This is a genomic window from Nonomuraea sp. NPDC001831, from assembly GCF_042892035.1.
Lineage (GTDB): Bacteria > Actinomycetota > Actinomycetes > Streptosporangiales > Streptosporangiaceae > Nonomuraea.
In genome coordinates, this window is sequence record NZ_JBIATU010000011.1 from 219,944 (window position 1) to 246,186 (window position 26,243).

Annotated in this window: 16 protein-coding genes; 8 read left to right on the forward strand and 8 right to left on the reverse strand. The window is 73.0% G+C overall.

Going from position 1 to position 26,243, the window contains the following annotated elements; all coding sequences use genetic code 11:
- Positions 1 to 81: 81 nt before the first annotated feature.
- The 5 genes from ACFYYW_RS31890 (at position 82) to ACFYYW_RS31910 (ending at position 14,994) form a co-directional block, all read left to right on the forward strand.
- Positions 82 to 6,075: a phospholipase A2 gene (locus ACFYYW_RS31890; protein WP_387654136.1), complete on the forward strand. Its 5,994-nt coding sequence runs from the start codon at positions 82 to 84 to the stop codon at positions 6,073 to 6,075.
- A 152-nt stretch (positions 6,076 to 6,227) separates the two neighbouring features.
- Positions 6,228 to 9,233, forward strand: a complete 3,006-nt coding sequence (locus ACFYYW_RS31895) for a BTAD domain-containing putative transcriptional regulator (protein WP_387654139.1) — start codon at positions 6,228 to 6,230, stop codon at positions 9,231 to 9,233.
- Positions 9,234 to 9,303: 70 nt separating this feature from the next.
- A complete protein-coding gene (locus ACFYYW_RS31900) occupies positions 9,304 to 9,675 on the forward strand; it encodes a hypothetical protein (RefSeq protein ID WP_387654142.1) in 372 nt (123 codons plus the stop codon).
- A 74-nt stretch (positions 9,676 to 9,749) separates the two neighbouring features.
- The gene (locus ACFYYW_RS31905) at positions 9,750 to 12,065 is read left to right on the forward strand and encodes an ATP-binding cassette domain-containing protein (RefSeq protein WP_387654144.1); all 2,316 of its coding nucleotides are present in this window, start codon (positions 9,750 to 9,752) and stop codon (positions 12,063 to 12,065) included.
- A gap of 205 nt (positions 12,066 to 12,270) precedes the next feature.
- Positions 12,271 to 14,994 carry a BTAD domain-containing putative transcriptional regulator gene (locus ACFYYW_RS31910; protein ID WP_387654147.1) on the forward strand — a complete coding sequence of 908 codons (2,724 nt, stop codon included), beginning with the start codon at positions 12,271 to 12,273 and terminating at the stop codon, positions 14,992 to 14,994.
- An 88-nt stretch (positions 14,995 to 15,082) separates the two neighbouring features.
- On the opposite strand, the gene ACFYYW_RS31915 is transcribed toward ACFYYW_RS31910, so the two are convergent.
- Positions 15,083 to 15,958: a hypothetical protein gene (locus ACFYYW_RS31915; RefSeq protein ID WP_387654149.1), complete on the reverse strand. Its 876-nt coding sequence runs from the start codon at positions 15,956 to 15,958 to the stop codon at positions 15,083 to 15,085.
- Positions 15,959 to 15,999: 41 nt separating this feature from the next.
- Entirely contained in the window at positions 16,000 to 16,893 is an 894-nt protein-coding gene (locus ACFYYW_RS31920; RefSeq protein ID WP_387654152.1) for an LD-carboxypeptidase, read from the reverse strand.
- A 101-nt stretch (positions 16,894 to 16,994) separates the two neighbouring features.
- Here ACFYYW_RS31920 and ACFYYW_RS31925 point away from each other — a divergent pair, with 101 nt between their 5' ends.
- Positions 16,995 to 17,879 carry a sulfotransferase family protein gene (locus tag ACFYYW_RS31925; RefSeq protein ID WP_387654155.1) on the forward strand — a complete coding sequence of 295 codons (885 nt, stop codon included), beginning with the start codon at positions 16,995 to 16,997 and terminating at the stop codon, positions 17,877 to 17,879.
- Here the strand turns inward: ACFYYW_RS31925 and ACFYYW_RS31930 are convergent.
- From ACFYYW_RS31930 to ACFYYW_RS31950, 5 genes are all read right to left on the reverse strand, one after another.
- On the reverse strand, positions 17,851 to 19,740 hold the full coding sequence (locus ACFYYW_RS31930) for an ABC transporter ATP-binding protein (protein WP_387654158.1): 1,890 nt from the start codon (positions 19,738 to 19,740) through the stop codon (positions 17,851 to 17,853). The genes ACFYYW_RS31925 and ACFYYW_RS31930 overlap by 29 nt on opposite strands.
- 103 nt (positions 19,741 to 19,843) lie before the next feature.
- Complete coding sequence (locus ACFYYW_RS31935; protein ID WP_387654161.1) at positions 19,844 to 20,671, reverse strand: enoyl-CoA hydratase/isomerase family protein; 828 nt, start codon at positions 20,669 to 20,671, stop codon at positions 19,844 to 19,846.
- Positions 20,672 to 20,816: 145 nt separating this feature from the next.
- A complete protein-coding gene (locus ACFYYW_RS31940; protein WP_125642298.1) occupies positions 20,817 to 21,032 on the reverse strand; it encodes a helix-turn-helix domain-containing protein in 216 nt (71 codons plus the stop codon).
- A gap of 113 nt (positions 21,033 to 21,145) precedes the next feature.
- Positions 21,146 to 22,744, reverse strand: a complete 1,599-nt coding sequence (locus ACFYYW_RS31945; protein WP_352325517.1) for an ABC-F family ATP-binding cassette domain-containing protein — start codon at positions 22,742 to 22,744, stop codon at positions 21,146 to 21,148.
- A 157-nt stretch (positions 22,745 to 22,901) separates the two neighbouring features.
- Positions 22,902 to 23,480 carry a TetR/AcrR family transcriptional regulator gene (locus ACFYYW_RS31950; RefSeq protein WP_387654165.1) on the reverse strand — a complete coding sequence of 193 codons (579 nt, stop codon included), beginning with the start codon at positions 23,478 to 23,480 and terminating at the stop codon, positions 22,902 to 22,904.
- Positions 23,481 to 23,566: 86 nt separating this feature from the next.
- Between ACFYYW_RS31950 and ACFYYW_RS31955 the strand changes: the two genes are divergently transcribed.
- Positions 23,567 to 24,391, forward strand: coding sequence for an NAD(P)H-binding protein (locus ACFYYW_RS31955; RefSeq protein WP_387654168.1), 825 nt, complete (start codon positions 23,567 to 23,569; stop codon positions 24,389 to 24,391).
- Between the two features lie 23 nt (positions 24,392 to 24,414).
- On the opposite strand, the gene ACFYYW_RS31960 is transcribed toward ACFYYW_RS31955, so the two are convergent.
- The gene (locus ACFYYW_RS31960) at positions 24,415 to 25,068 is read right to left on the reverse strand and encodes an acVLRF1 family peptidyl-tRNA hydrolase (protein WP_387654171.1); all 654 of its coding nucleotides are present in this window, start codon (positions 25,066 to 25,068) and stop codon (positions 24,415 to 24,417) included.
- Positions 25,069 to 25,187: 119 nt separating this feature from the next.
- On the opposite strand from ACFYYW_RS31960, the gene ACFYYW_RS31965 reads away from it, so the two are divergent.
- Positions 25,188 to 26,213: an EAL domain-containing protein gene (locus ACFYYW_RS31965; protein ID WP_352325522.1), complete on the forward strand. Its 1,026-nt coding sequence runs from the start codon at positions 25,188 to 25,190 to the stop codon at positions 26,211 to 26,213.
- Positions 26,214 to 26,243: the final 30 nt, after the last annotated feature.

Sequence of the window (26,243 nt, forward strand, 5' to 3'; positions counted from 1 at the left end):
GGTTGGACGGTGTTGAAGAAACCCAGGCGGCTGACTCCCTTACCGCCGCTCGTCGTCCTGTTGCTGACATCCACGGCCCTCGTGCCGCTTCCCGCGCGGGCCGCACCGCCCGCGCCCGCCAAGGCCCAGGCGGCGGTCGTCTGCCCGGACGAGATGCCCACCGAGATCTCCGCCCGGCTGGCCGCGGCGGTCTGCGGCAAGCGCGTCAAGGCGGTCTCGCTGACCACCGGGACGGACGAGTTCTTCGTCAACCCGACCGGCACGGTCACCCAGGAGCACCGCTACCGCCCGGTCCGGGTCAGGCGGGGCGAGGCGTGGGTGCCCGCCGACCCGACGCTCGCGGCGAGCCAGGACGGCACGGTCGCGCCGAAGGCCGCCGCGGTCTCCTACAGCTTCTCCGGCGGCGGCGACGGCCCGCTGGTCACCGCCACCGAGCGGGGCACCCGGCTCACCCTCGGCACGCCGCTCGGCGCCCTGCCCAAACCGGTGCTGGACGGCGCCACCGCCACCTACCCCGACGTGCTGCCGGGCGTGGACCTGGTGCTGACCGCGGACGTGGACGGCTTCGCCGAGAAGCTCGTCGTCAGGACCCGGCAGGCCGCGGCGAACCCGGCGCTGAAGGAGCTGACGTTCGCCACGTCGGTGAAGAAGGGCGAGGTCAGGACCGACAGGCACGGCAACGTCTCGGTCCTGGACGCCGAGGGCGAGCCGGTGTTCGGCTCGGCGGCGCCGGAGATGTGGGACGCCGCCACCGAGTCGGCCATGACCCGCAACCCGGCCACCCCGGCGCTGGCCGCCCAGCCGGGCCGGCGGGCCAGGATGGGCGTGCGGCTGTCGGGCCGCGAGCTGCGCGTCACCCCCGACGCCGCGCTGCTGGCCGATCCGGCCACGGTCTACCCGGTGACGATCGACCCGAGCTTCACCTCGGCCAAGTCCGGCTGGACGTACGTGGACTCGGCCTATCCCACCAGCGCGTACTGGAACTCGGCGAACGACGCGACGGCCGGCACCAGCAACGGCGGCGGCTACAAGCGGCGCTCGTTCTTCAACATGGGCCTGTCGGGCCTGGCCGGCAAGCACATCACGGCGGCTACGTTCAATATCAAGGAGACGTGGGCCTGGTCCTGCTCGGCGCGGAACGTCGAGCTGCACAGGACCGCGGCCGTCGGCTCGGGCACGACGTGGAACAACCAGCCCGCCTCGAACCTGAGCATCGGCGCCAAGAACGTCGCCTACGGCTGGTCGTCGGCCGGTCAGGGCGGCGCGTCGAGCTGCCCGGCGGCCTGGGTCGGCTGGGACGTCACCAGCGCGGTGCAGAGCGTGGTGAGCGCGAACGGCACGTCGGTCACCTTCATGGTCAAGGCCGGCAGCGAGACCGACAACTACTACTGGAAGCGCTTCGCCAACAACCCCAACATCGCGATCACCTACAACTCGCTGCCGGGCACGCCGTCGGCCCTGGCCGTCGCGCCCTGCTCGGTGTGCGCCGGCCCGGCCGTGGTGGGCGCGGCGCAGCCGACGCTGTCGGCCAAGGTGAGCGACGCCGACGGGCAGGCGCAGCGGGCCGACTTCGAGATCTGGACGGCCGACCACGCGACCAAGGTGACCGGCGGCTCGGCCGCGAACGTGGCGAACGGCGCCACCGCCTCCTGGAAGGCCGGCACGGCCCTGGCGAGCACGTCGTACGCCTGGCGGGTGCGCTCGTACGACGGCACCGACTACGGTCCCTGGTCGGCGTGGTTCGCCTTCACGGTGGACGCCGCCCCGCCGCCCGCCCCCGAGGTGTCCTCCGCCGACTACCCGGAGGACGCCTGGGCCAAGGGCGCGGGCCAGGCCGGCCAGTTCACCATCACGCCGGCCTCGGCCGACGCGTCCTCGGTGCTGTGGTCGTTCGACGGCGGCGCCCAGCAGTCGGCCGCCAACTCCGGCGCGCCGCACACGGTGAGCTGGACGCCGCCCGCCGACGGCCCGCACACGCTCAAGGCGTGGGTCAAGGACAAGGCGGGCAACCTGTCGGAGCCGACGACGTACGCGTTCAACGCGGGCGGCTCGGCGGTCACCTCGCCCAAGGACGGGCAGTCCACCGCCCGCCGGACGGTCCTGTCGGCCACGGGCAGCGCGGGGCTGAGCGCGGTCACCTTCTCCTACCGGCGCGGCGAGGCCGACACCTGGCACCAGGTGCCGGCAGCCGACGTGCGCAGGAAGTCCGACGGGTCGGCGATCGCCTGGCCGGTGGCGATGAGCGCGGGCGCCTCCCCCCAGCTGGTCTGGGACACCACGCACACGCTGGCCGAGGACGGCTCGATCGAGATCAGGGCCGAGTTCGTCACCTCCTCGGGCACGGCCGCCTCCCAGCCGGTGGACCTGGTCGTGGACCGGGACGGCGAGGGCGCCTCCACCCAGCCGGTCGGCCCCGGCTCGGTCAACACGCTGACCGGCGACTTCAGGATGGCCGCCACGGACGCCAACGTGTACGGCATCGGCCTGATGCGCTCGTTCTCCTCGCGTGACCCGCGCAAGGGCTCGGCGCTGCCGGGCGTGGCGGCGATCTTCGGCACCGAGTGGACGCCGACCGGGCTCGCCCAGTCGGGCCAGGGCACGTTCGCCCAGCTCCGGGCCACCTCCGCCACCTCGGTCGAGTTGAGCGGCGAGGGCTCGGCGGTGGCCTTCACCAAGAACGCCGACGGCTCGTACGAGCCGCAGCAGGACGCGGCGAGCCTGAAGCTGACCTTCGACGCCGCGGCCGACCGCTACACCCTGTCGGACGCGAACTCGGCCGAGCGCACGGTGTTCGCCAAGGTGGACGCCGCCGCGCCGATCTACCTGGTGCGGGCGGTCTACCCGGCCAGCGGCAAGGGCAGCACGGCGTTCGTGTGGCAGTCGGTGACCGGCTCGGACGGCAAGGCGCTGGCCCGGCCGGTCAAGATCATCGCGCCGTCGTACACGCAGGCCGACTGCGACGTGGACACGCTGGCGAGCCTGCCGCAGGGCTGCCGGCTGATCAAGCTGGACTACGCCACCACCACGACGGCGGGCGCGCAGCTCGGCGACGTGGCCGGGCAGGTCAAGGCGATCAGCCTGTGGGAGGGCGGCGCGAGCGCGCCGCTGGGCCTGTCGGAGTACCGCTACGACGACCTGGGCCGCCTGCGCGAGCAGTGGAACCCGGCCACCCCCGACATCAGGACGCGCTACGACTACGACCTCGGCGGCCGGGTGAACCGCTACACCCCGCCCGGCGAGCTGCCGTGGACGTTCGCCTACGGCAAGGCCGGCAACGCCGACACCGCCGCGGACGGCATGCTGCTCGCCGTCTCCCGCCCGACGCTGCGGCCCGGCACGCCGAGCGAGACGAACGGCACCGCGGTCACGTCGGTGGTCTACGACGTGCCGATCAGCGGGACGGGCGCGCCGTACGCGATGAGCGAGACGGCCACGGCCGCCTGGGGGCAGAGCGACTCCCCGGTGGACGCGACCGCGATCTTCCCGGCCGACCAGGTGCCGGCCAACCACACCGGGCGCGGCGGCCTGGCCGCCTCCGACTACGGCCGCGCCACGATCACCTACCTGAACGCCTCCGGTCAGACGGTCAACCGGGTGGAGCCCGGCGGCGCGGTCTCCACCAGCCAGTACGACGCGCAGGGCAACACGGTGTTGTCGCTGTCGGCCGGCAACAGGGCGCTCGCCCTGGCCCAGACGCCGGACGCGGGCGCCGAGCTGACCCGGCTCGGCCTGCTCAACGCCTCGCCCGCCGACCGGGCGCGGCTGCTGGCCGAGGAGTCCGCCTACAGCTCCGACGGGCAGCGGATGGTCTCCGAGCTCGGCCCGCTGCACCTGGTCACGCTGAACGGCACGCAGGTCGCGGCCAGGAAGCACACGGTCAACACCTTCGACGAGGGCCGGCCGGCCGACGCCAAGGTGTCGAACCTGGCCACGACGGTGGCGGTGGGCGCGTACGTGCCCGGCGCGGCCGCCGACGCCGACGTGCGCACGAGCCGGACGTACTACGACTGGAACACCGGCAAGAGCGTCAGGACGGTGGAGGACCCCGGCGGCCTGGCGATCACCAAGACCACGACGTACGACTCCGACGGCCGGGTGGTCGCCACCACGATGCCGAAGTCGTCGGGCGACGACGCGGGCACCACGACCAGCGAGTACTACACCGCCGACGGCACCGGCGCGTGCGGCGGCAAGGCCGAGTGGGCCGGGCAGCTGTGCCGGACGAGGTCGAAGACGGGCGTCGGCGACAGCGGCACCCGTCCGGCCGAGCTGGTCACCAAGGTGTACGCCTACGAGCCCGGCGGCCGCGTGTCGTCGGTGACCGAGACGGCCAACGGGGTGACCAGGACCACGACGACCACGTACAACCCGGCGGGCGACATCGTGAAGACGGTCGTGTCCGGCGGGGCCGGGACGGCGGTGCCCGAGGTGAGCACCACCTACGACGCGGCCGGGCGGGCGGTCAGGACGACGGCCTCCAACGGCACCTCGATCACCCGCGAGTACGACGCGCTGGGCCGCCAGACGTCCTACACCGACGCCGACGGCGGCGTCACCAGGGTCGAGTACGACGCCCTCGACCGCATCACCAGGAAGACCGACGGCGCGCCCTCGACGGTCACCTACGCCTACGACGACGTGCGCGGCGCGCTGTCCACCATGACCGACTCGGTGACGGGGACGTTCACCGCCACGTACACCGTCGACGGCTCGATCAGCCACGAGAACCTGCCGGGCGGCCTGTCCTACGACCTGGCCCGGGACCCGTCCGGCGCGCCGGTCTCGCGGGTCTACCGGACGGCGGCGGGGACGCGGCTGCTGGACGACTCGGTGACCTGGTCGATCCACGGCCAGCAGGTGAGCCACAACGGGCTGTCCGCCCAGAGGATCGGCTACGACAAACTGGGCCGGATCGCCTCGGTGGACGACACCGTGAGCGGCCTGTGCTCGCGCCGGGCCTACGGCTACGACGCCAACTCCAACAGGACGGGGCTGACCACGAGCGCCTGTGACGGCTCGGGGGCGGTCACCGAGAACCACGCCTACGACGGCGGCGACCGGCTGGCCGACGCCGGCTACGAGTACGACGCCTACGGCCGCACCACGGCCACGCCGGCCGGGCTGAAGGCGGAGTACTACACCACCGACCTGATGCGGCAGATGACGTCGGGGGCGGTGCGGCAGTCGTACACGCTGGACCCGGAGCTGCGCCGCAACACCACCACGCTGGAGCAGCTGTCCGGCGGCACGTGGAGCGCGGCCGGCAAGCGGGTCGAGCACTTCGACGCCGACGACGACACGCCCGCCTGGGTCGTGGAGGGCGGCGCGGTCACCAGGAACGTGCACTCCATCTCCGGCGGCCTGGCCGCGGTCACCTCGGCGACCGGGGACGTGCGGCTGCAGCTGACGAACCTGCACGACGACATCAACGTGGTCTACGCCGACGGCGTGCCGCTGGCGCTGGACTTCGACGAGTTCGGCAACCCGCGCGCCGGCCAGCCCGCGATGCGTTACGGCTGGCACGGCGCGGCCGAGCGGGCCGCCGACACCCCCGACGGCACGATCCTCATGGGCGTGCGCCTCTACCAGCCCAGACTGGGCCGGTTCCTGCAGACCGACCCGGTGGAGGGCGGCAGCGCCAACGCCTACGACTACGCCAACCAGTCGCCGACCTCCAACGCCGACCTGGACGGCAAGAAGTGGTACTGGTGCACCAACTTCTGGCACTTCGCCTTCAACCACTGCGGCGTCAGCTACGCCTACTACCACGGCAGCTGGCGTTACGTGCACTGGAAGAAGACGCCGGCCGGCTGGTGGGTGCGCGGCGTGTACTACGACTACTGCACCAAGTCACCCGACAAGCCGCTCGGCTACGACTTCCGCCAGGCGTGCATGATGCACGACTACGGGTACGCCCTGCGCAATATGGGGTATATCCACAGCAAGTACCAGGTCGACTACATCTTCTATTACGTCCTGTACTGGGGCGTCTGCTCCCACTACTTCTTCAAGGGGACATGTCGCAGCATCGCGTACGCGTACTTCCTTTCGGTGGTCGCCTTCGGCCACCCGTGACCTAGGATGAACCACCGGCGGGAGCTACCACGAAAGGCTCCCGCCGGTGCCTTTTTCTCCCGGTCGGCGCAGGGTTGACGGGAGTCGGACGTTGATGCACATTGAAGCAGCTTTGATCTTCCTTGTGCACCAACGTCCTTGCGGGGAGCGCGATGGAGTTCGCCGTACTTGGGCCGCTTCACGTCTCGGGTGACCAAGGGCCGCTGCCGCTCGGCGTCGGCAAGCAGCGCACCCTGCTGGCCGAGCTCCTGTGCCGGGCCGGCCGCCCGGTCTCCCCCGCCACGCTCGTCGAGGCCCTGTGGGAGCAGCGCCCGCCGCGCACCGCCGCCGACAACCTCCGCCTGTACGTGCACCAGCTCCGCCGGACGCTCGGCCAGGACCGCATCACCCGCACCGACGCCGGATTCGTGCTGGCCGTGCACCCCGGCGAGCTGGACGCCGAACGCTTCGAGACCCTGGCCGGCCGGGGCGGCGACGCGCTGTCCGGCGGCGACCACGAACAGGCCGCCGCGCTGCTGCGGCAGGCGCTGGAGTTGTGGCGCGGGCCCGTCTACGCGGGGCTGAACCTCACCGCCGGGCTGCGCGACCACGCCCGCCGCCTGGAGGAGGAGCGCCTGGCCGCGCTGGAGCACCGGATCGAGGCCGACCTGGCCCGCGGCCTGCACGCCGTGCTCATCGCGGAGCTGACCGAGCTGGTCGCCGAGCACCCGCTGCGCGAACGCCCGCGCCGCCAGCTCATGCTCGCCCTGGCCCGGTCCGGACGGCAGGCCGAGGCGCTGGCCAGCTACCGCGAGGCCCGCCGGGTGTTCGCCGCCGAGCTGGGCCTCGACCCCGGCGCCGAGCTCAACCGCCTGCACCAGGCCATCCTCACCGGCACCCTCGGCCCGGCCCCCGGCGGCGCGGCCGGCGGCGCCGGTGGCGCCGCCGGGCCCGCGGCCCGCTCCCCCGCCCAGCTCCCGACCGACATCTCCGACTTCACCGGACGCGGCGAGCAGCTCGCCCAGCTCACGTCCCTGCTCGGCGACGAACCGCCGCAGGGCCCCGGCCAGGTGCGGATGTGCGTGATCGCGGGCATGGGCGGCGTCGGCAAGACCACGCTGGCCGTGCACGCCGCGCACCGCATCGCCCGCCACTACCCCGACGGCCAGCTGCACACGAACCTGCACGGCGCCGAGGCCAGCCCGGCCGACCCCGGACAGGTGCTGGCCGCCTTCCTCACCGCGCTCGGCGTGCCGCGCTCCACGCTGCCCGAGAGCGTGGACGAGCGGGCCGCGCTGTTCCGCAGCAGCCTGGCCGAGCGGCGCATGCTGATCGTGCTCGACAACGCCGCCTCCGAGCAGCAGGTGCGCCCGCTGCTGCCCGGCACGTCCGGCTGCGCCGTCATCATCACCAGCAGGGCCAGGCTGAGCGGCCTGTCCGGCGCCGCCCTGATCGAGCTGTCGGTGCTGCACCTGCGGCAGGGCGTGCGCCTGCTGGCCAGGATCGCCGGCGCCGGGCGGGTGGAGGCCGAGCCGGAGGCGGCGGCGGAGATCGTCCGGCTCTCCGACGGGATCCCGCTGGCCGTGCGGGTGGCCGGGGCCCGGCTGGTGGCCCGGCCGCACTGGCCGCTGACCCGGCTGGCCGGGCAGCTCAAGGACGAACGACGGCGGCTCGACCAGTTCGCGACCGGCGACCTGGCGGTCCGGGCGAGCCTGGCGCTCAGCTACGTGGGGCTGGAACCGGCCGCGCGGCGGGCCTTCCGGCTGCTCGGCACGCTGGAGGTGCCCGACTTCGCCGGATGGGTGGCGGGCGCGCTGCTGGACGTGCCCGTACCGGTGGGCGAGGAGCTGGTGGAGTCGCTGGTGGACACCCAGCTCGTGCTGATCAGCGGCGTCGATCCGGCCGGGCAGCCGCGCTACCGCTTCCACGACCTGGTCCGCCTGTACGCCCGCGAACGCGCCGAGCTGGAGGACCGGCCCGAGGCGGTCGCGGCGGCGCTCGGCCGGGCCTTCGGCGGCTGGCTGGCGCTGGCCGAGCAGGCGACCGAACGCGTCCAGGGCAGCTCCTCGGCCATCATCCACGGCTCGGCCCCGCGCTGGAGCTCGCCCGACGGCACGCCATGGGAGATCCGGCAGGACCCGATGGCCTGGTTCGACACCGAGCGCACCGCGCTGGTCGCGGCGATCCGGCAGGCGTGCGCGCTCGGCCTGGCCGAGGTCGCCTGGGACACCGCCTGCTGCGCCGAGCGCTACTTCGACGTCAGCGGCCTGTTCGACGACTGGCGGGCGCTGCACGAGCGGGTGCTGGCCGCCTGCCTGGCCGCCGGCGACCGGCTGGGCGAGGCGGTGATCAGGCGCGGCCTCATGCACGCCACCACCTGGACCGAGACCGGCGGCGCCATGGCCGCCCAGTACGACGGCGCCGAACGCCTGATCGCCATGTTCACCGAGCTGGACGAGCGGCGCGGCCTGTCCGACGCGTACGTGCTGCGCGCCTGGGGCGAGGCGGCCAGGGGCGACATGGCGCAGGGCCTGCGCTCGGGCCGCCTCGCGCTGGAGCTGGCCGAACGCAGCGGCCACCAGGGCGGCGAGGCCAGGGCGCACGTGTGCATGGCGGTCGCCTACGGCACCAGGGACATCAGGATGGCCATCGTCCACCTGCTGCGCGGCCTCGACCTGGCCGCCAAGCTCGGCAACCCCCGCTTCGAGGCCACGACCCTGCAGTTCCTCGGCCTCGCGCACGCCCACGCCAAGGAGTTCGAGGCCGGGCTGGAGTACATGGTGCGGGCGCTGGCCATCTACCGGCAGATCCGCGACCCGCTGCTGGAGGCGATGGGCCTGGTCGCGCTGGCCAAGCTGTACGCCGGCCACCACGACCCGCGGGCCAGGGCGGTCGCCGAGGCGGCCGAGCTGCTGAGCCGCTCCCACAGGCTGGCCCACCACCGGGCCGACGCGCTGTGGGTGCTGGGCGCGGTGGACCTGGCCGAGGGCCGGGTGGCGGAGGCCGTCGCGCACCTGGAGGAGTCGGTGCGGCTGTGGCGCGCGCGGGGCTGGCAGGAGTTCCTGGCGGGAGCGCTGGACAGCCTGGCCGAGGCGTACGCGGCGGCGGGTGACCCGGCGGCGGCGGCCGCGGCCCGGCTGGAGGCTCAGTCGCTTGCCGGTTCTCCTCAGACGGGTTGAGTATCCGAGCGCTCGTGTCCCCGTCCTCGTCTCGGGCATGCTGGCCCTCACCACCTGTGTGAGGAGAGAGATGCCGCGTTCCGCCCTGCTGTGGGCCGTGATCCTGATCGCCGGAGGCGTCGCCGCCGTGGCCGTGTGCGTGCTCACCGCGCCCGCGGTCGCGCCCGGCGCGACGAAGGACGTCCTGGACTCCCCGGCGCTTGTTCCGGCCTTCGCCGCGCTGGCGGTCCTGGCCGGGCTGGCCGCGTGGGCCGTCCCGCATCCGTTGTGGGGGGCCGTCGCCGCCGCGCCGTTCTTCGTGCACTTCGCCGCCGGGGTGGTGGGCGAGCTGCGCGGGGGCGGGCAGGGGTTGTGGCCGGTCGGGCTGATGTTCCTGGCCGGCCTGACGTTGCTGCCCCTGGCCGCCTCGCTCGTCACGTCGCTGGTCGCCAGATCCCGCTGAGCCCCACGGCGACCGTACTGCGTACGGTACGATCGCCTACCCGCTCCCCATTTGATGTGACAAGAAGGGATTCCGTGGCCTCCAGCGCCAAGCCCGACGCCGTACGCACCCGATCCGCCGATCACACCGCCGCCGACAGCCACGACGTCATCCAGGTCCGCGGCGCCCGCGAGAACAACCTCACCGGCGTCGACCTCGACCTGCCCAAGCGCCGCCTCACCGTGTTCACCGGCGTGTCCGGCTCGGGGAAGTCCTCGCTCGTCTTCGACACGATCGCCGCGGAGTCCCGGCGGCTGATCGACGAGACGTACACCACGTTCGTCCAGAACTTCATGCCGAGCCTGGCCCGTCCCGACGTGGACTCGCTGCGGAACCTCAGCGCGGCGATCATCGTGGACCAGGAGCGGATGGGCGCCAACGCCCGCTCGACCGTGGGCACCGCCACCGACACCTACACAATGCTCCGGATCCTGTTCAGCCGGCTGGGCTCCCCGCAGGTCGGGCCGCCGTTCGCGTTCAGCTTCAACCGCGCCGAGGGCATGTGCCCCGAGTGCGAGGGGCTCGGCAAGGTCGCCGGCGTCGACGTCGACGAGCTGGTGGACCGGGACAAGTCGCTGAACGAGGGCGCCATCAAGATCCCGGGGTACGCGGTCGACACCTGGTACTGGCAGATCATGGTCGGCTCGGGCCTGTACGACCCCGACACCAAGCTGCGCGACTTCACCCCCGAGCAGTGGGCGGACCTGCTCGACAAGCCCGCCACGAAGATCAAGTACGGCACCAGCAACTTCACCTACGAAGGGCTGGTCACCAAGGTCAAGCGCCAGTACCTGGCCAAGGACCGCGAGTCGATGCAGCCGCAGGCGCGCGCCTTCGCCGACCGGGCGCTCAAGCTGACCGGCTGCACCGCCTGCGGCGGCTCCCGCCTGAACGAGGCCGCCCGGTCCTCCCGCATCGACGGCCGCAACATCGCCGACTGCTCGGCCATGCAGATCAACGACCTGGCCGAGTTCGTCAAGGGCATCGACGACCCGAGCGTGGGCCCGGTGCTCCAGGGGCTGCGCGACACGCTGGACTCACTGGTCGAGATCGGCCTCGGCTACCTCAGCCTCGACCGCGAGTCCGGCACGCTGTCGGGCGGCGAGGCCCAGCGGGTGAAGATGGTGCGGCACCTCACCTCCAGCCTGACCGACGTCACCTACGTCTTCGACGAGCCGACGGCCGGGCTGCACCCGCACGACATCCAGCGGATGAACAACCTGCTGCTCCAGCTGCGCGACAAGGGCAACACCGTGCTCGTGGTCGAGCACAAGCCCGAGGTGATCGAGATCGCCGACCACATCGTGGACCTCGGTCCCGGCGCGGGCACCGGCGGCGGCCGCATCTGCTACGCCGGCGACCTCGACGGGCTGCCCGCCTCGGGCACGCTGACCGGCCGCTACCTCGGCCACCGGGCCGCGCTGCGTTCCTCCGTCCGCCCGGCCAAGGGGCAGCTGGAGGTGCGCGGCGCCACCCTGCACAACCTGCGCGGCGTGGACGTGGACATCCCGCTCGGGGTGCTCACCGTCGTCACGGGCGTGGCCGGCTCGGGCAAGAGCTCCCTCATCCACGGGTACGTGTCCGGCCGCGAGGGCGTGGTGGTCGCCGACCAGTCGCCGATCCGCGGGTCGCGGCGCAGCAACCCGGCCACGTACACGGGCGTGCTGGACCCCATCCGCACGGCGTTCGCCAAGGCCAACGGGGTCAAGCCGGCCCTGTTCAGCGCCAACTCCGAGGGCGCCTGCCCGGCCTGCAAGGGCATCGGCCTGATCTACACCGAGCTGGCGATGATGGCCGACGTGGCCTCGGTGTGCGAGGCGTGCGAGGGGCGGCGGTTCACGCCGGAGGTGCTGACGTACCGGCTGCGCGGCAAGAACATCAGCGAGGTGCTGGAGATGCCGGTGGCCGAGGCGCGCGAGTTCTTCCCCAGCGGCCAGGCCAGGACGATCCTCGACCGCCTGCACTCGGTCGGCCTGGGCTACCTCGGGCTCGGCCAGCCGCTCACCACGCTGTCGGGCGGCGAGCGCCAGCGGCTCAAGCTGGCCATCCACATGGCCAGGAACGGCACCACGTACGTGCTGGACGAGCCCACCACCGGCCTGCATCTGGCCGACGTGGACCAGCTCCTGTCCCTGCTCGACCGGCTGGTGGACGACGGCAACACGGTCATCGTCATCGAGCACCACCAGGCGGTGATGGCCCACGCCGACTGGATCGTCGACCTGGGTCCCGGCGCCGGCCACGACGGCGGCCAGGTGGTGTTCACCGGCACCCCGGCCGAGCTGGTGGCGAAGGGCGACTCGCTCACCGCCGTGCACCTGCGCGAGTACGTGGGCCACCAGGCCCCGTAGCGGACCGGCCCTCCCGGGCGACGCGCCCGGGAGGGCCGACGCCGTCGCGCCCGCACCAGGGCGGCGGCGCCGCCCGGCGGGGGGACGAACTGACCGGGATAACCTCACCCGGCCGCCTGAGCGATTTCTCAATGACCTCTCAATGCCGTCTCGAAGACGTGACAACAGGGGATGAACCGGCGCCCCTTGATTAGGCTTGAAGATCATGATGATTCGGTTGCTCGGACCGGTGGAGCTGGAGCGCGCGGATCAGTCCGGACCGGTACGCCCCCCGCAGGCCGCGCTCGCGCTCGCCGCGCTGGCCTGGGAGGCGGGCCGGGTCGTGCCCGTCGAGACGTTGCTGGCCCGGATCTGGGGCGAGCACGTGCCGACGGGCGCGCGGAACACGCTGCACACGATCATCACCCGGCTGCGCCGGGAGGTGCTCGGCGACGAGGGCCGCGTGCTGCGCCAGGTCGGCGGCTACCTGCTCGACGTGGCCGAGCCGGGCGTGGACCTGCGGCGTTTCCGGAGCCTGGCCGAGGGGGCGGCGACGGCGGCCGATCCCCGTCCGCCGCTGGAGGAGGCGCTGGCGTTGTGGCGCGGCGACCCGCTGGCGGGGCTGCCGGGCGAATGGACCGAGCGGGTGCGGCGGCGGCTGTGGGAGGAGCGCAAGGAGGTCGTGCTGCGCTGGGCCCGTACGGTGTCGGCCGAGGACCCCGGGGCCGCGGCCGCGGCACTGTCGCCGCTGGCCGAGGCATACCCGCTGGACGAGCTGGTGGCCGGCGCGCTCATCGAGGCGCTGCACGAGGGCGGCCGGACCGCCGAGGCGCTGGCCCGCTACGCCGCCGTACGCCGCACCCTGGCCGAGGAGCTGGGCGTCGAACCCGGCGCCGCCCTGCGCGAACTCCACCACCTGCTGCTGCGAACCGGCGGGACGGGCCGCACCCGCGGGGACGCGGCGAATGTGACCGCGCCGCCCGTGCCCGCGCAGTTGCCCGCCGGGCTCGCCGGTTTCGTGGGCCGCGAGGCCGAGCTGGCGCGCCTGGCCGGCGCCGCGGCCGTCTGCGTGATCTCGGGGCCGCCCGGCGTCGGCAAGTCCTCGCTGGCGCTGCACTGGGCGCACCACCACCGCGACCGGTTCCCCGGCGGCCAGCTCCACGCCCGTCTCGGCGGCCTCGACCCGGCCGACGCCGCCGCCGTCCTGTCCCGCTTCCTGGGCGCGCTCGGCGTGCCGGAGTCCCGGATCCCGCTGGGCGTCGAGGACCGGACCGGGCTCTACCGCAGCCTGCTGGCCACCCGCCGGGTGCTCGTCCTGCTGGACGACGCCCGCGCCGCCGACCAGGTCACCCCGCTCCTGGCCACCGCGCCCGGCTGCCTGACGCTGGTCACCAGCCGGACGGAGCTGCCCGCGCTGTCGGTCACCATGGGCGCGTCCCTGCTGCACCTGGACACCCTCACCGCCGAGGAGTCCCGCCATCTCCTGGCCGCCCGGGTGGGCGAGGCGCGCCTGGCCGCCGAACCCGAGGCCGCGGAGCTGATCGTCGACCGGTGCGGCCGGCTGCCGCTGGCGCTGGCCATCGTGGCCGCCCGGACGGTACGCCGGTCCGACCTGCCGCTGGCCGACATCGCCGCCGATCTGGAACGCGCGGACGCCGACCTGGAGCCGTTCGCCGACGCCGATCCGGCGATCGACCTGCGGGCCGTGTTCGGCCGGTCGTACCGGGAGCTGCCGGAGGAGGCGGCGCGGCTGTTCCGCCTGCTCGGGCAGGCGCCCCCGCACCTTTCGCCGGCCGCGGTCGCGAGCCTGGCCGGCCTACCCGTGGAGCAGACGCGCAGGCTCGTGGACCTGCTCCACCGGGCCAACCTCGTCGAGCTGTCCGCCCGCGACCGCCCGAGGCTGCACGACCTGCTGCGGGCCTACGCCGTCGAGCAGGCCCGCAGCACCGACCGGCGCGCCGCCCGCGGGGCCGCGATCCGCCGCCTGCTGGACCACTACCTGCACTCGGCCTGCGCGGCCAGCGCCGTCTGCTACCCCTACCGTGAGCACGTCCGGCGGGGGCGGCCGGCCCGCGGCGTCACCCCGGAGCGCTTCACCGGCCCGGAAGAGGCTCTGAGCTGGTACGCCACGGAGTCGGCGGTGCTGCCCGCGCTGGTGGGCGAGGCCGCGCGGGCGGGGCTGGACCGGCACGCCTGGCAGCTCGCCTGGGCGTTCGGCGAGTTCATGCAGCGCCGCGGCCTGTGGGAGGAGAGCCTGCGCGTCCAGACGGTGGCGCTGGAGTGCGCCGCGCGGCTCGGCGACCGGCTGGCGCAGGCCGGATGCCACAGCGGCCTGGCCCGCGCGCACGCCAGGCTCGGCTCCGACCGGCAGGCGGTCGAGCACTTCGACCGGGCCATCGAGCTGCACCAGGGCCTCGGCGAGCCGGTCCTGGAGGCGCACCTGCACCTCGGCCAGGCCGTCGCGGTCAGCCGGGTGCGGCCGGGCGAGGAACTGCGGCACGCGTTGCGGGCCCAGCAGCTGTTCGAGAAGGGCGGCGACGCCATCGGCCAGGCCCGCGCGCTGAACACCGCGGGCTGGTGGCGGGCCCAGCTCGGCCAGTACGACCAGGCGTACGCCGACTGCTGCCGGGCGCAGCGCATCCTGGCCGACCTCGGCTACGCCCAGGGCGAGGGCCACGCGTGGGACAGCATCGCGTACGTGCTGGAGGCCAAGGGCGACCACCCGGGCGCGGTGGCCTGCTACGAGCGGGCGGCCGCGCTCCTGCTGTCCTGCGACGACCTGCACCCTGCCGCCCAGACGCTGGTCCGGCTCGGCGAGACGCACGCCGCCGCCGGCGACCGCGCGGGCGCCCTGGACGCCTGGCGGCGGGCCGTGGAGTGCTACGAGACGCTCGGCGACGCCGAGGCCGAGACGATCCGCACCCGCTGCGCGGTCCTGCGCCGCCACTGACGAGAGCGCCCCCGAAAGAGCCGCACCTGACGAGGGCGACCTATGAAAGAGCCGCCGCTGACGAGGGCGCCCCCTGGAAGGAGGGCGCTCAGACGGCCAGGCGGGCCAGGATGCGGGCGAACTCCGGCGGCGGCGCCACCACCAGCCTCGTCTGCCCCTGCTGCACCACGATGTCGGCCTTGATCAGCGTCAGCCGTCCCTGGTGCCACCAGTAGACCTGCGCGCTCAGCCCGCCGGTGCGGGCCGCGTGCACCCGCAGCCGTTCGATGGCGCGCACCACCCCGATGCCGTCCACCGGGCGCACCAGCACCGTGTACGGGTCGGGCAGCACCACCAGCACCCCGTCGGCGGGCACGGCGAGGTGGTCGCCGAGCCAGCGCAGATGCGTGGCGGCCGACGGGCTCCTGCCGGTCAGCCGGGTCACCGGCGTGCCGCCCAGTTCGATGCGCTCGACCTGCAGCCGCTCGGCCCGCCGGACGTTCGCCACGGCCAGGTCGAGCGCCTGAGCCGTCGGGACGGGCCAGCAGCCGGCCTCCTCGGGCCGCACCAGACGCGAGCCGACGGTCAGCAGCTCCACCAGGTCGGCGTTGAGGTGCCGCCCCACCACCCGGGTCAGGTCGGGGACCTCGTCCACCGCCTCCACCCGGGTGCGCAGCAGGGGCGCGGCCTGGTCGAGGTCGCAGGCGTCGTAACGCTCGTCCGCGGTGGCCAGGGCGTGCGCGAGGTGCTCGGAGACCAGCACCGGCCAGTCCTCCCTGGCCCGGCGCCCGGCCTCGCGGCGCAGCCCGGTCAGCTTCACCACCAGCTCCGCGACGCCGTCGCCGCGCAGGGTCAGCGACGCGCCGTCGCGGGCGAACTCGCACACGAACCCCAGGGACTCCGCGACGAGGCCGAGCAGGGAGTCGAGGTCGACGTCCTCGATCGGCCGGCGGGAGGGCTCCCGGTCACGCCTGAAGAAGCTCACACACCGTCCCCTCTGTCGGATTCGTCCCTTTCGGTGTCTTCCTACCTTGCCTGCTCGCCGTCGCGGAACGGACCAGCCAGGGAGCACGATTCGGTATCGATAACCCCAAGCTCCCCCAGCCACACGCTCATCTGTGGTGACCCGTGCCCCACCGGAAGCCCGGCCACCACGGGCACCCCGAGCGGCGCCAGCCGGTCGGCCAGCACCGGGTACGGGTCGCCGCAGTCCACCCACGACCCGAGCGCGATGCCCCGCACGCCGTCGAACGCCCCGGCCTGCAGCAGCTGCGTCAGCATCCGGTCGATCCGGTACGGCTCCTCCCCGATGTCCTCCAGCAGCGCCAGCTTGCCGTCGAAGGAAGGCTGGTACCGGGTGCCGCACATCGAGGCCAGCAGCGACAGGTTGCCCCCGGTGAGCACGCCCTCGGCCCGTCCTGGCGCCAGCACCCGGTCGCCCCGCACGGTCGCGCTCTCCCCGGCCAGCGCCGCCCACAGGCTCTCCCACGAACGCGGCTCGGGGCCCTGCTCGGCGGCGATCGTGTCGCAGGCGGTCATCGGCCCGTGCAGCGTCGGCACGCCCAGCTCGATCGCGAAGGCGTTGTGCAGGGCCGTGATGTCGCTCGACCCGACCAGCACCTTGGGCCCGGCCGCGCGCATGGCGTCCCAGTCGAGCAGGCCGAGCAGCCGGGCCGCGCCGTAGCCGCCCCTGCCGCAGAACACCACCGACACGGCCGGGTCGCACCAGGCGGCCTGGAGGTCGGCGGCGCGGGCGGCGTCCTGGCCGGCCAGGTAGTCGAGGTCCTGGCGGTCGAGCGCGTGCGCCCCGGCCACCACCTTCAGCCCGAGGGCCTCCAGCCGCTCGACGCCGCGCTGGAACAGGACGGGTGAGGGCGGCCCCGACGGCATGACGATCGCGACGGTGTCACCTTGCTGCATCGGTCAACTCCTGCAGGCCTGGGAGCGCCGGGGCCCGGGTAAGCACCGAAACGCTGATTGGCTCGTTCACCTGCCAAACGGTGTCACACTTGTGGTCCAGTATGCGACTTCCGCCCCACATCCTCGTGGTCAACGGCATCAAGGTCCGCAGGCCCGTCTTCCTGCTCGGCGCCCCGCACTCCGGCGCGGACCTGCTGGCCCGCGCCCTCAAACGCTCCCCGGGCTTCCACGTCACGACCGGCCGCGCGAGCGTGGCGCACGTCGTGTACGCCTTCGCCCGCAAACCGTCCATCGGCCGCACGTCGGGCGCGGTGCGCGTGCTGCGCGACGCGCTGGCCGAGTCCTGGCAGGTCTCCCCGCGCTCGTGCGGGCAGTGCGCCGAGCCGTGCCGGGAGGCGGGCGGGGTGACCGGCAGCGGGCCGTGTGTGGAGCCCGGAGAGGTGACGCGGTTCGGCGACGGCAGCCCCGACCTGCTCTACAGCGCGCCGGTGCTGCTCCAGGCGTTCCCCGACGCCCGGTTCGTCCAGCTCATCAGGGACGGCAGGGACGCCGTCGCCGGCATGCTCGGCGACCCGGCGTGCCTGGCCTGGTTCAAGCCCGCGATGCTCTCCGACAGCACCGAGTTCCCCAACGCCTTCCTCGGCGTCAACAAGGACGAGCACCTCGACCGCTGGAAGGGCATGCCCGCGGCGGGCAAGGCGGCGCTGCGCTGGCGCAGCGCCGTGCGGCTGAGCGCCGAGCTGCGCCGGGAGCTGCCCGAGCGGCAGCTCCTCACCGTCCGCTACGAGGACCTGGTGCTCAAGCCCGCCGACACGCTCGCCGCGCTCACCGAGTTCCTGGAGACGCGGGTGTCCAAGGTCGCGCTGTACGGCTCGCGCGTCCCCGAGGTCGGCGCCTGGCGGGCCCGGCTGCGGCCAGCCGACCTGGAGCTGGTGGAGAAGGTCGCCCGGCAGGAGCTCACCCGGCTGGGCTACCTCCCGAGCTGAACTGGGTGCGGTACAGCTCGGCGTAGTGGCCGCCGCGCGCCAGCAGCTCCTCGTGCCGGCCGCGCTCGGCCACGCGCCCGTCGTGCACCACGAGGATCTCGTCGGCCTCCCTGATCGTGGACAGCCGGTGGGCGATGACCAGCGACGTACGTCCGTGCAGGGCCGTCTTGAGCGCGAGCTGCACGGCCGCCTCGGACTCGGAGTCGAGGTGCGCGGTCGCCTCGTCGAGCACGACCACGCGCGGCGCCTTCAGCAGCAGCCTGGCCAGCGCGAGCCGCTGCTTCTCGCCGCCGGACAGCCGGTAGCCGCGGTCGCCGACGACGGTGTCGAGCCCGTCGGGCAGCCCCTCGACGAGGTCGCCGATCTGCGCGGCGCGCAGGGCGTCGCGGATCTCCTCGTCGCTCGCGCCGGGCCTGGCGTAGCGGAGGTTGGCCCCGATCGTGTCGTGGAACAGGTGGGCGTCCTGCATGACGACGCCGACGGTGTCGCGCAGCGAGTCGAGCGTGGCCTCGCGCACGTCGAGCCCGTTGATCCGGACGGCCCCCTCGTTGACGTCGTAGAGCCGGGAGACCAGGGAGGTGATGGTGGTCTTGCCCGCGCCGGAGTGACCGACCAACGCGATCATCTCGCCCGGCCGGGCGGTGAAGGAGACGCCCTTCAGCACCTCCTGCGACGGGCCCCCGGAGTCCTGGCGGGCCACCGACTCCAGGGAGGCGAGCGAGACCTCCTCGGCCGCCGGGTAGCGGAAACGCACGTCGTCGAACTCGATGGTGACCGTCCCCTCGGGCACCGGACGCGCGCCGGGCCGCTGCGCGACCATCGGCTTGAGGTCGAGGATCTCGAAGACGCGGTCGAAGCTGACCAGCGCCGTCATCACGTCGACGTGCACGTTGGACAGGGACGTCAGCGGGCCGTACAGGCGCATCAGCAGGGCGGTCAGGGCCACCAGCGTGCCCAGCTCGAAGGCGCCGCCGACGGCGAGCACGCCGCCGATGCCGTAGACCAGCGCGGTGGCCAGGGCGGCGACCAGGCCGAGCGCGACCCGGAAGACCGTGCCGTACATGCCGACGGTCACGCCGACGTCGCGGACGCGGGCCGCGCGGGCGGCGAAGGTGGCCGCGTCGTCCTCGGGCCGGCCGTAGAGCTTGGCGACCATCGCGCCGGCCACGTTGAAGCGCTCGGTGGTGACCGAGCTCATCTCGGCGTCGAGCTGCATCTGCTCGCGGGTCAGCGCGGACATGCGCCGGCCGACGTATTTGGCGGGCACGATGAAGATCGGCAGCAGCACCAGCGCGACCAGCGTGACCTGCCACGACAGCGCCAGCATCGCGCCCAGCACCAGGACCAGGCTGACCACGTTGGACACCACGGACGACAGCGTGCTGGTCAGCGCCCGCTGGGCGCCGATCACGTCGCTGTTGAGCCTGCTGACCAGCGCGCCGGTCTGCGCCCGCATGAAGAAGGCCACCGGCATGCGCTGCACGTGGTCGAAGACCTCGGTGCGCAGGTCGTAGATGAGCCCTTCGCCGATGCGCGCGGAGAACCAGCGCTGCGCCAGCGTCAGCGCGGCGTCGAGGACGGCCAGCGCGCCGATGGCCACGGCCAGGCCGATCACGACGTCGGTGCGGCCGGTCAGGATGCCGTCGTCGATGATCGCCTTCATCAACAGCGGGTTGGCCACCACGATCACCGCCCCGGCCACCACGAGCAGCAGGAACGCCGCGATCTTCCTGGTGTGCGGGCGCGCGTGCCGGCCGATGCGCCGGACCGTGCCCGGCGCGATGCGCTGCTTGGTCACCGAGCCGTCACGGCGCAGCGACATCCAGACCTGAGGGCCGAAGCCCCCTCCCATCATCGCCATACGGGGGATCCCTCCTCCTCCCCCGGATTCAGCGTCGAGAGGTCCGCCGGCGATTCCGCGATCCGCTCACGGCGAACCGGAGCCCCGCCTCCGGCCGGCCGTCCTAACGCGGGCCGAACAGGGCTTTGATGCGCTCGGCCTGCTCCCTGCCCTCGGCCGCACTCTGCTCCTCCAGGGTGCGCGCCCGCGCCCCCTGGAGGAGGCGCTTCGTCGCCACTGCCGCGTCCCGGTTCGTCGACAGCAGCTCCGCGATCTTGTTCTGTACGGTCTTGTCCAGGTCGCCCCCGGCGACCACCTGCTCCGCGAGGCCGATGCGCATGGCCTCCTCGGCGTACACGTTCCTGGCGGTCAGGCAGATGTCGATCGCCTTGGCCAGTCCGACCAGCTCGACCAGGGGTTTGGTCCCCGTCAGATCCGGGACCAGGCCCAGTGCGGGCTCTTTCATGCAGAAGGTGACGTCGTCGGCCACGATGCGCAGGTCACAGGCGAGCGCGAGCTGGAACCCCGCGCCGATCGCGTGCCCCTGCACGGCGGCGATGGAGACGATCTCCGGGCGGCGCAGCCACAGGAAACCGTCCTGTGCCTGACGTATACGCTGCTCGAAGGTCTCGCCGTCGGTTGCGGCGGCCGAGCTGAACGAGCCCTGTCCGGGCACTCCCTCCGGTGTGAACATCCGCAGGTCGATTCCTGCCGAGAAGGACGGTCCCTCACCTTTCACGACGACGACGCGCACCTGTTCGGGAAGGCTCTCCCCGATGCGAGCCAACGCCGACCATGTCGCGAACGTCTGGGCGTTGCGCTTTTCCGGCCGGTCCAGCGTGATCGTCGCTATCTCACCGTCCACCTCATAGCGAAGCCCGATCTCCGCCAGCCTTTCGGCAGAGACGTCCTCCGCGTGCCCCCCGCGCTGTGGTGCCTGTGCTTCCGCCATCGCCTGCTCCCTTTGTCCGGTCGCGCACGGGGTGCGCCACCAAGGCTGACCGTCGCGCCCGAGCTTACAGAATATGATTCTGGCTCGGGCGCGACAGCGACTGACTAGGGACGGGCGGCTGCGGTCGCACGTACCGAGGCAGCCGTCAGCGCTTGGACTTGCCTCGAGTCGCCCCGCCGCGCCCGCGCAGAGTCACACCGGACTCGCTAAGGATGCGGTGGATGAACCCGTAGGACCGACCGGTCGAAGCGGCCAGGGCGCGGATGCTCTCGCCCTGCGCGTAGCGCTTCTTGAGATCGCCGGCCAGTTTTTCCCGGTCGGCCCCGGTGACCCGGGTGCCCTTCTTCAGTGTCTCGGCCACGAGTACCTCCTGTAGTGCCGGACTTCCGCAGCGTTACTCCGCCATGATCAGTCATTTCAGCGGGATCGGCTACCTACTCCACGGGAAAAGATCCGTACCCACTCAAATTAAGATCAGGCAAGTGCCACAAGATCGGAAAATTCGTCGCTCCACGCGTCTTCAGTTCCGTCAGGCAGCAAGATCACCCTATCCGGTGACAAGGCGTCAACGGCACCCTCGTCATGGGTGACGAGGACGATTGCTCCTGAATACGACCTCAGAGCGTTGAGAACCTGCTCGCGGCTGACCGGATCGAGGTTGTTCGTGGGCTCGTCGAGCAGCAGGACGTTGGCGCTCGACAACACCAGGATCGCCAGCGCGAGCCGGGTCTTCTCGCCGCCGGACAGGACACCGGCGGGCTTGTCGACGTCGTCGCCGGAGAACAGGAACGAGCCGAGGACCTTGCGCAGCTCGGTGTCGGTGAACTCGCCGCCCGCCGAGCGCATGTTCTCCAGCAGCGTGCGGGAGGGGTCGAGGGTCTCGTGCTCCTGGGCGTAGTAGCCGACCTTCAGGCCGTGGCCGGGCCGCAGCTCGCCGGTGTCGGGGGACTCGATGCCGCCGAGTATGCGCAGCAGCGTGGTCTTGCCGGCGCCGTTGAGGCCGAGGATGACGACCCTGTGACCTCGGTCGATGGCCACGTTGACGTCGGTGAACACCTCCAGGGAGCCGTAGGACTTCGACAGGCCCTCGGCCATGAGCGGCGTGCGGCCGCACGGCAGGGGCTCGGGGAAGCGCAGACGGGCGACCTTGTCGCTCTGGCGCTCCTCCTCGGTGCCGGCCAGCAGCCGGTGGGCGCGGCGCATCATGTCCTGGGCCGCCTTGGCCTTGGTGGCCTTGGCGCGCATCTTGTCGGCCTGGGCCAGCAGCGCGCCCGCCTGCTTCTCGGCGTTGGCGCGCTCGCGCTTCCTGCGCTTCTCGTCGGTCTCGCGCTGGGCCAGGTAGGCCGTCCAGCCGACGTTGTAGTGGTCGATCACCGAGCGGTTGGCGTCGAGGTGGAGGACCTTGTTGACCGTGGCTTCAAGAAGGCCGACGTCGTGACTGATGATCACCAAGCCACCTTGATGAGATCGCAAAAAATCACGAAGCCACCCGATTGAGTCAGCATCTAGGTGGTTTGTCGGCTCGTCGAGAAGGAGAGTTTCCGCTCCGCTGAAAAGAATTCGCGCCAATTCCACGCGGCGCCGCTGACCGCCGGAAAGCGTTTGCAACGTCTGCCCGAGTACCCGGTCGGGCAGGCCGAGGCTGGAGGCGATGGAGGCGGCCTCGGACTCGGCCGCGTAGCCGCCGAGCACGTGCATCTGGTCTTCGAGCCTGCCGTACTGCTTGACGGCCTTCTCGCGGGTGCGCTCGTCGGCGGAGGACATGCCGACCTCGGCCTCGCGCAGCTTGCGCAGGACCTCGTCAAGGCCGCGCGCGGACAGGATGCGGTCGCGGGCCAGCACCTGAAGGTCGCCCGTACGGGGGTCCTGGGGCAGGTAGCCGATGCTGCCGGAGGAGGTGACCGAGCCCGCGGCGGGCAGCGCCTCCCCCGCGAGCACCTTGGTCAGGGTGGTCTTGCCCGCGCCGTTGCGGCCGACCAGACCTATCTTGTCGCCGGGGTTGACCCGGAAGGAGGCGTTCTCGATGAGCAGGCGCGCGCCCGCGCGCAGCTCGATGTCACTGGCGATGATCATATTGGCGGACACTCCCGAGCTAGGAAACGAGGATTGGGCGTGCGACCGCCGGTCAATCGGGAGTATGCATACAGATCAGTGTAGGGCCCCCGTGCCAGGCGCTACCTCTGCTTATAGGGGCTCCAGGTGCCCTCCGGTACGCGTGGGACGGGTGCCGTCAGGCGGGCAGCGAAGTGGCGGCGCCGGCGGCCATCCCGTCGAGCATGAGGTGCAGGTACTTCTCCGGACGCGCGGCCACGGGGGCGGGCAGCCCGTCGGGGTGGCAGGTGAAGACGTTGAGCAGGCTGACGACGTCCTCCCAGGTCACGTCGGGACGCATGCCGCCCTCGGCCTGGGCCTGGCCGACGAGCTCCTGGAGCAGCCCCAGCCAGCGCTCCTTGCTCTCGGCGAACTCCGCCGTGCCCGCGATGGCCTCCTGCGGCAGGTGGGCCAGCGCGGCGGCCAGCGCGACGCGGCCGGGGGCGGCGGCCCACAGCACGAAGCCGCGCAGCGCGCCCCAGGCGTCCTTCTCGCGGTCGACGGCGCGCTCCAGGGCCTCGGCCAGCGACTGGACGTAATGCTCGCCCAGCGCGGCGATGAGGGCGTCACGGTCGGGGAAGCGGCGGTAGAGGGTGCCGACGCCGACGCCGGCCTGCCGCGCGATGAGCTCCATGGGCGCGTTGACGCCGCGCTCGGCCATCACCCGGGCGGCCGCGTCGAGGATCTTGACCAGGTTCCTTCTGGCGTCCGCGCGCACGTCCCGACCCCCTAAGTGGACGAACTGTTTCCGCTTAGTGTACCGTCCAGGCAAGCGGACGAAGAGATTCCACTTAGGAGGACACCATGATCGTGATCACCGGCGCGACCGGTTCCATCGGCCGGGCCCTGGTCGCCCAGCTCGCCGGCCAGGACGTGCTCGCGGTCTCGCGTACCGCTGCCGACCTGGGCGTACGGCACGCCGTCGGCGACTTCACCCGGCCGGGGACGATCGGCCGGCTGCTGTCCCCCGGCGACCGGCTGTTCCTCAACAGCTCGCCGTTCCCCGGGTTCGCCGAGCGGCTCAACGAGGTCATCGACCTGGCCGCCGAGGCGGGCGTGGCGCAGATCGTCGAGGTCTCCGTACGCGACGCCGCCCCCGGCGCCGCGCTCAGCGCCGGACCCCACGGCGAGGTAGACGAGCACCTGCGGGCCTCCGGCGTGCCGCACGCCGTCCTGCAGCCGACCGGGTTCATGCAGAACCTGCTCGGCGAGGTGCACGGCGACCGCTTCCACGGCTCCTGGGGCGCCGGCGCGATGAACTACATCGACGCCAGGGACATCGCCGCGGTGGCCGCCGCCCTGCTGACCCGGCCCGTGGGCGCATCGGGCTCGTACCTGCTGACCGGGCCCGAGTCGCCCACCCACGAGGAGATCGCGGCGACGCTGACCCGCGTGCTCGGGCGGCCGATCTCCTACGTGGACCTGCCGGTGCCCGAGATGGCCGCGCGGCTGGCCGGGCAGGGGATCCCGGAGCCGTTCGCCACCGAGCTGGCCACCACGCAGGCGACGCTGGGCCGGACCGGCTGGGCGGAGATCACCACCACCGTCGAGGAGGTCACCGGCCGCCCGCCCCGCACCCTGGCCGCCTTCGCCGCCGACCACGCCGACGCCTTCCTCCCGGCGTCCTGACCGCCCGATCTAACCCTCAGGGCTCAGGACGGGTCCACCACCCGGATCCGGACGGCCCGGAACCGGGCGGGCGCGTCGCGCAGGACCGCGAGCCTCGGGTCGGGCACCACCAGGAACGGCTCGCTCTCCAGCGCGAACACCGGCGCGAGCCGCCGGTCGCCGCGCAGCGCGTCGACCGCCCGCCGGTCGCCGCCGAGCACCACCGCCTCCAGCTCGCCGAGCCGCGGCACGAGCACCCGCACCGCCGTCTCCGCCGCGCTGTCGAACGCCTGGGCCGCCTGCTTCTGCCGCCTCCTGGCGAAGCGCTGCTGCGACCACCCGCCGGCCGCCGTACGGCCCTGCACCAGCCGGGAGCCGACCTTGGAGTCCAGCAGCTCGGCGCCGTGGAACACCCCGGCCGCGTAACCGCCGAGCCGGACCAGCAGCACGCCCACCCGCCGCGCGGCCTGCGCGTGCGCGACCAGCCCGGTCACGTGCGGCGGGCCCGGGGTCATGGGCGGGAACGGCACGTGCAGCTCGGCCAGCGCGCCGTCGGCGGCGGTCAGGCGGACCACGCGGTCGTCGCCGGCGGCCTCGAAGGGCCCGTGGCGGCCGGCGAACCTGTCGATCCAGGGGTGCACGCGCTCGGGCGGCACCGTGACCCAGCGGCCGCCGCCTCTGGCCGGACGCGCGCTCATGCGGGAAGGGTAACCGAACGACATTCCCTTCACGAGAAGGGGGGAACTATAGCGGAAATGTCGGTGAACTTCGTTTCGGAGGGGTTCTGCCGAAACCGTGCCGGTCGGATCATCTGAACGTGTCCTCCCTGCTCACCAGCCCTGTAGTGGATCTCGACAACGGGGCCGTCATCGCTCAGCCCGCCGTCGTCGACCCGGCGGGCGTCCTCCGGGCGGCGCCGCTGCCCATGGTGCTGCCGCTGCCCCTGCACGTGGTGCTCTCGGGCGCCGGGGCGCTGGCGCCACTGCACGAGGCCCTGCGGCGGGCGGGCAGGCATCCTCGTGAGGCGATCCTGATGCTCACCGGAACGTGCCAGGAGCAGGACCGCCGCCTGCTGAAGGTCGGCCTCGACGGGCTGCGCACGATCGGCTACCTGCTGGGCTTCGCCGACGTGGGCGCGGGCGGCCCGGCGCTGGACGTCGTCACCGACTCCGCGCCGTACCTGCTGGCGCTGGACGAGGAGCTGGTGACCAGGTTGCCCGGCGACCACCGGGCGGCGGCCGTGGCCCGCGCGGTGGTGACGCTGGCCCGCGGGATCGGCGCGCACGTGATGGCCCCGGGCGTCGAGCGCGAGGGGCAGGTGGCGGTGGCCCGCGGCCTGGGCGTGCGCCTGGCCCACGGCCCGCTGCTGGCGCCCGGCCCCGACGGCAAGATCCGGGTGCCGCTCCCGGTGGCCGACGAGTCGCCGGACACGCTGATGCTCGGCCCGCGGGTGCAGGAACTGCTGCTCCCGGCGGTGACGCTGCCGGCCGGGGCCAAGGCGGAGGAGGTCGTGGCGGCGTTCGGGCACGAGCCCACGATCACCAGCGTGATCCTGGTGGACGAGTACCAGCGCCCCAAGGGCAGCCTCGACCGCAGCCGCTTCCTGCTGTCCTTCGCCGCCCGGTACGGGCACGCCCTGCACGGCGCCAAGCCCGCCCAGCGCCTGGCCGACCCGCCGCGCACGGTCCCGAGGACGACCCCCGCCATCGCCGCCATGCAGGCCGCCGGCCGGGACGCCGCCCGCATCTACGACGACCTGGTGGTCACGGACGAGCTCAACCGCTGCCTGGGCATCGTCCGGGTGTCGGACCTGATCCGCCAGATCGCCGCCATGCGGACCTGAGGTCCAGCCGCGCCCGGCCAGACGCAGCCC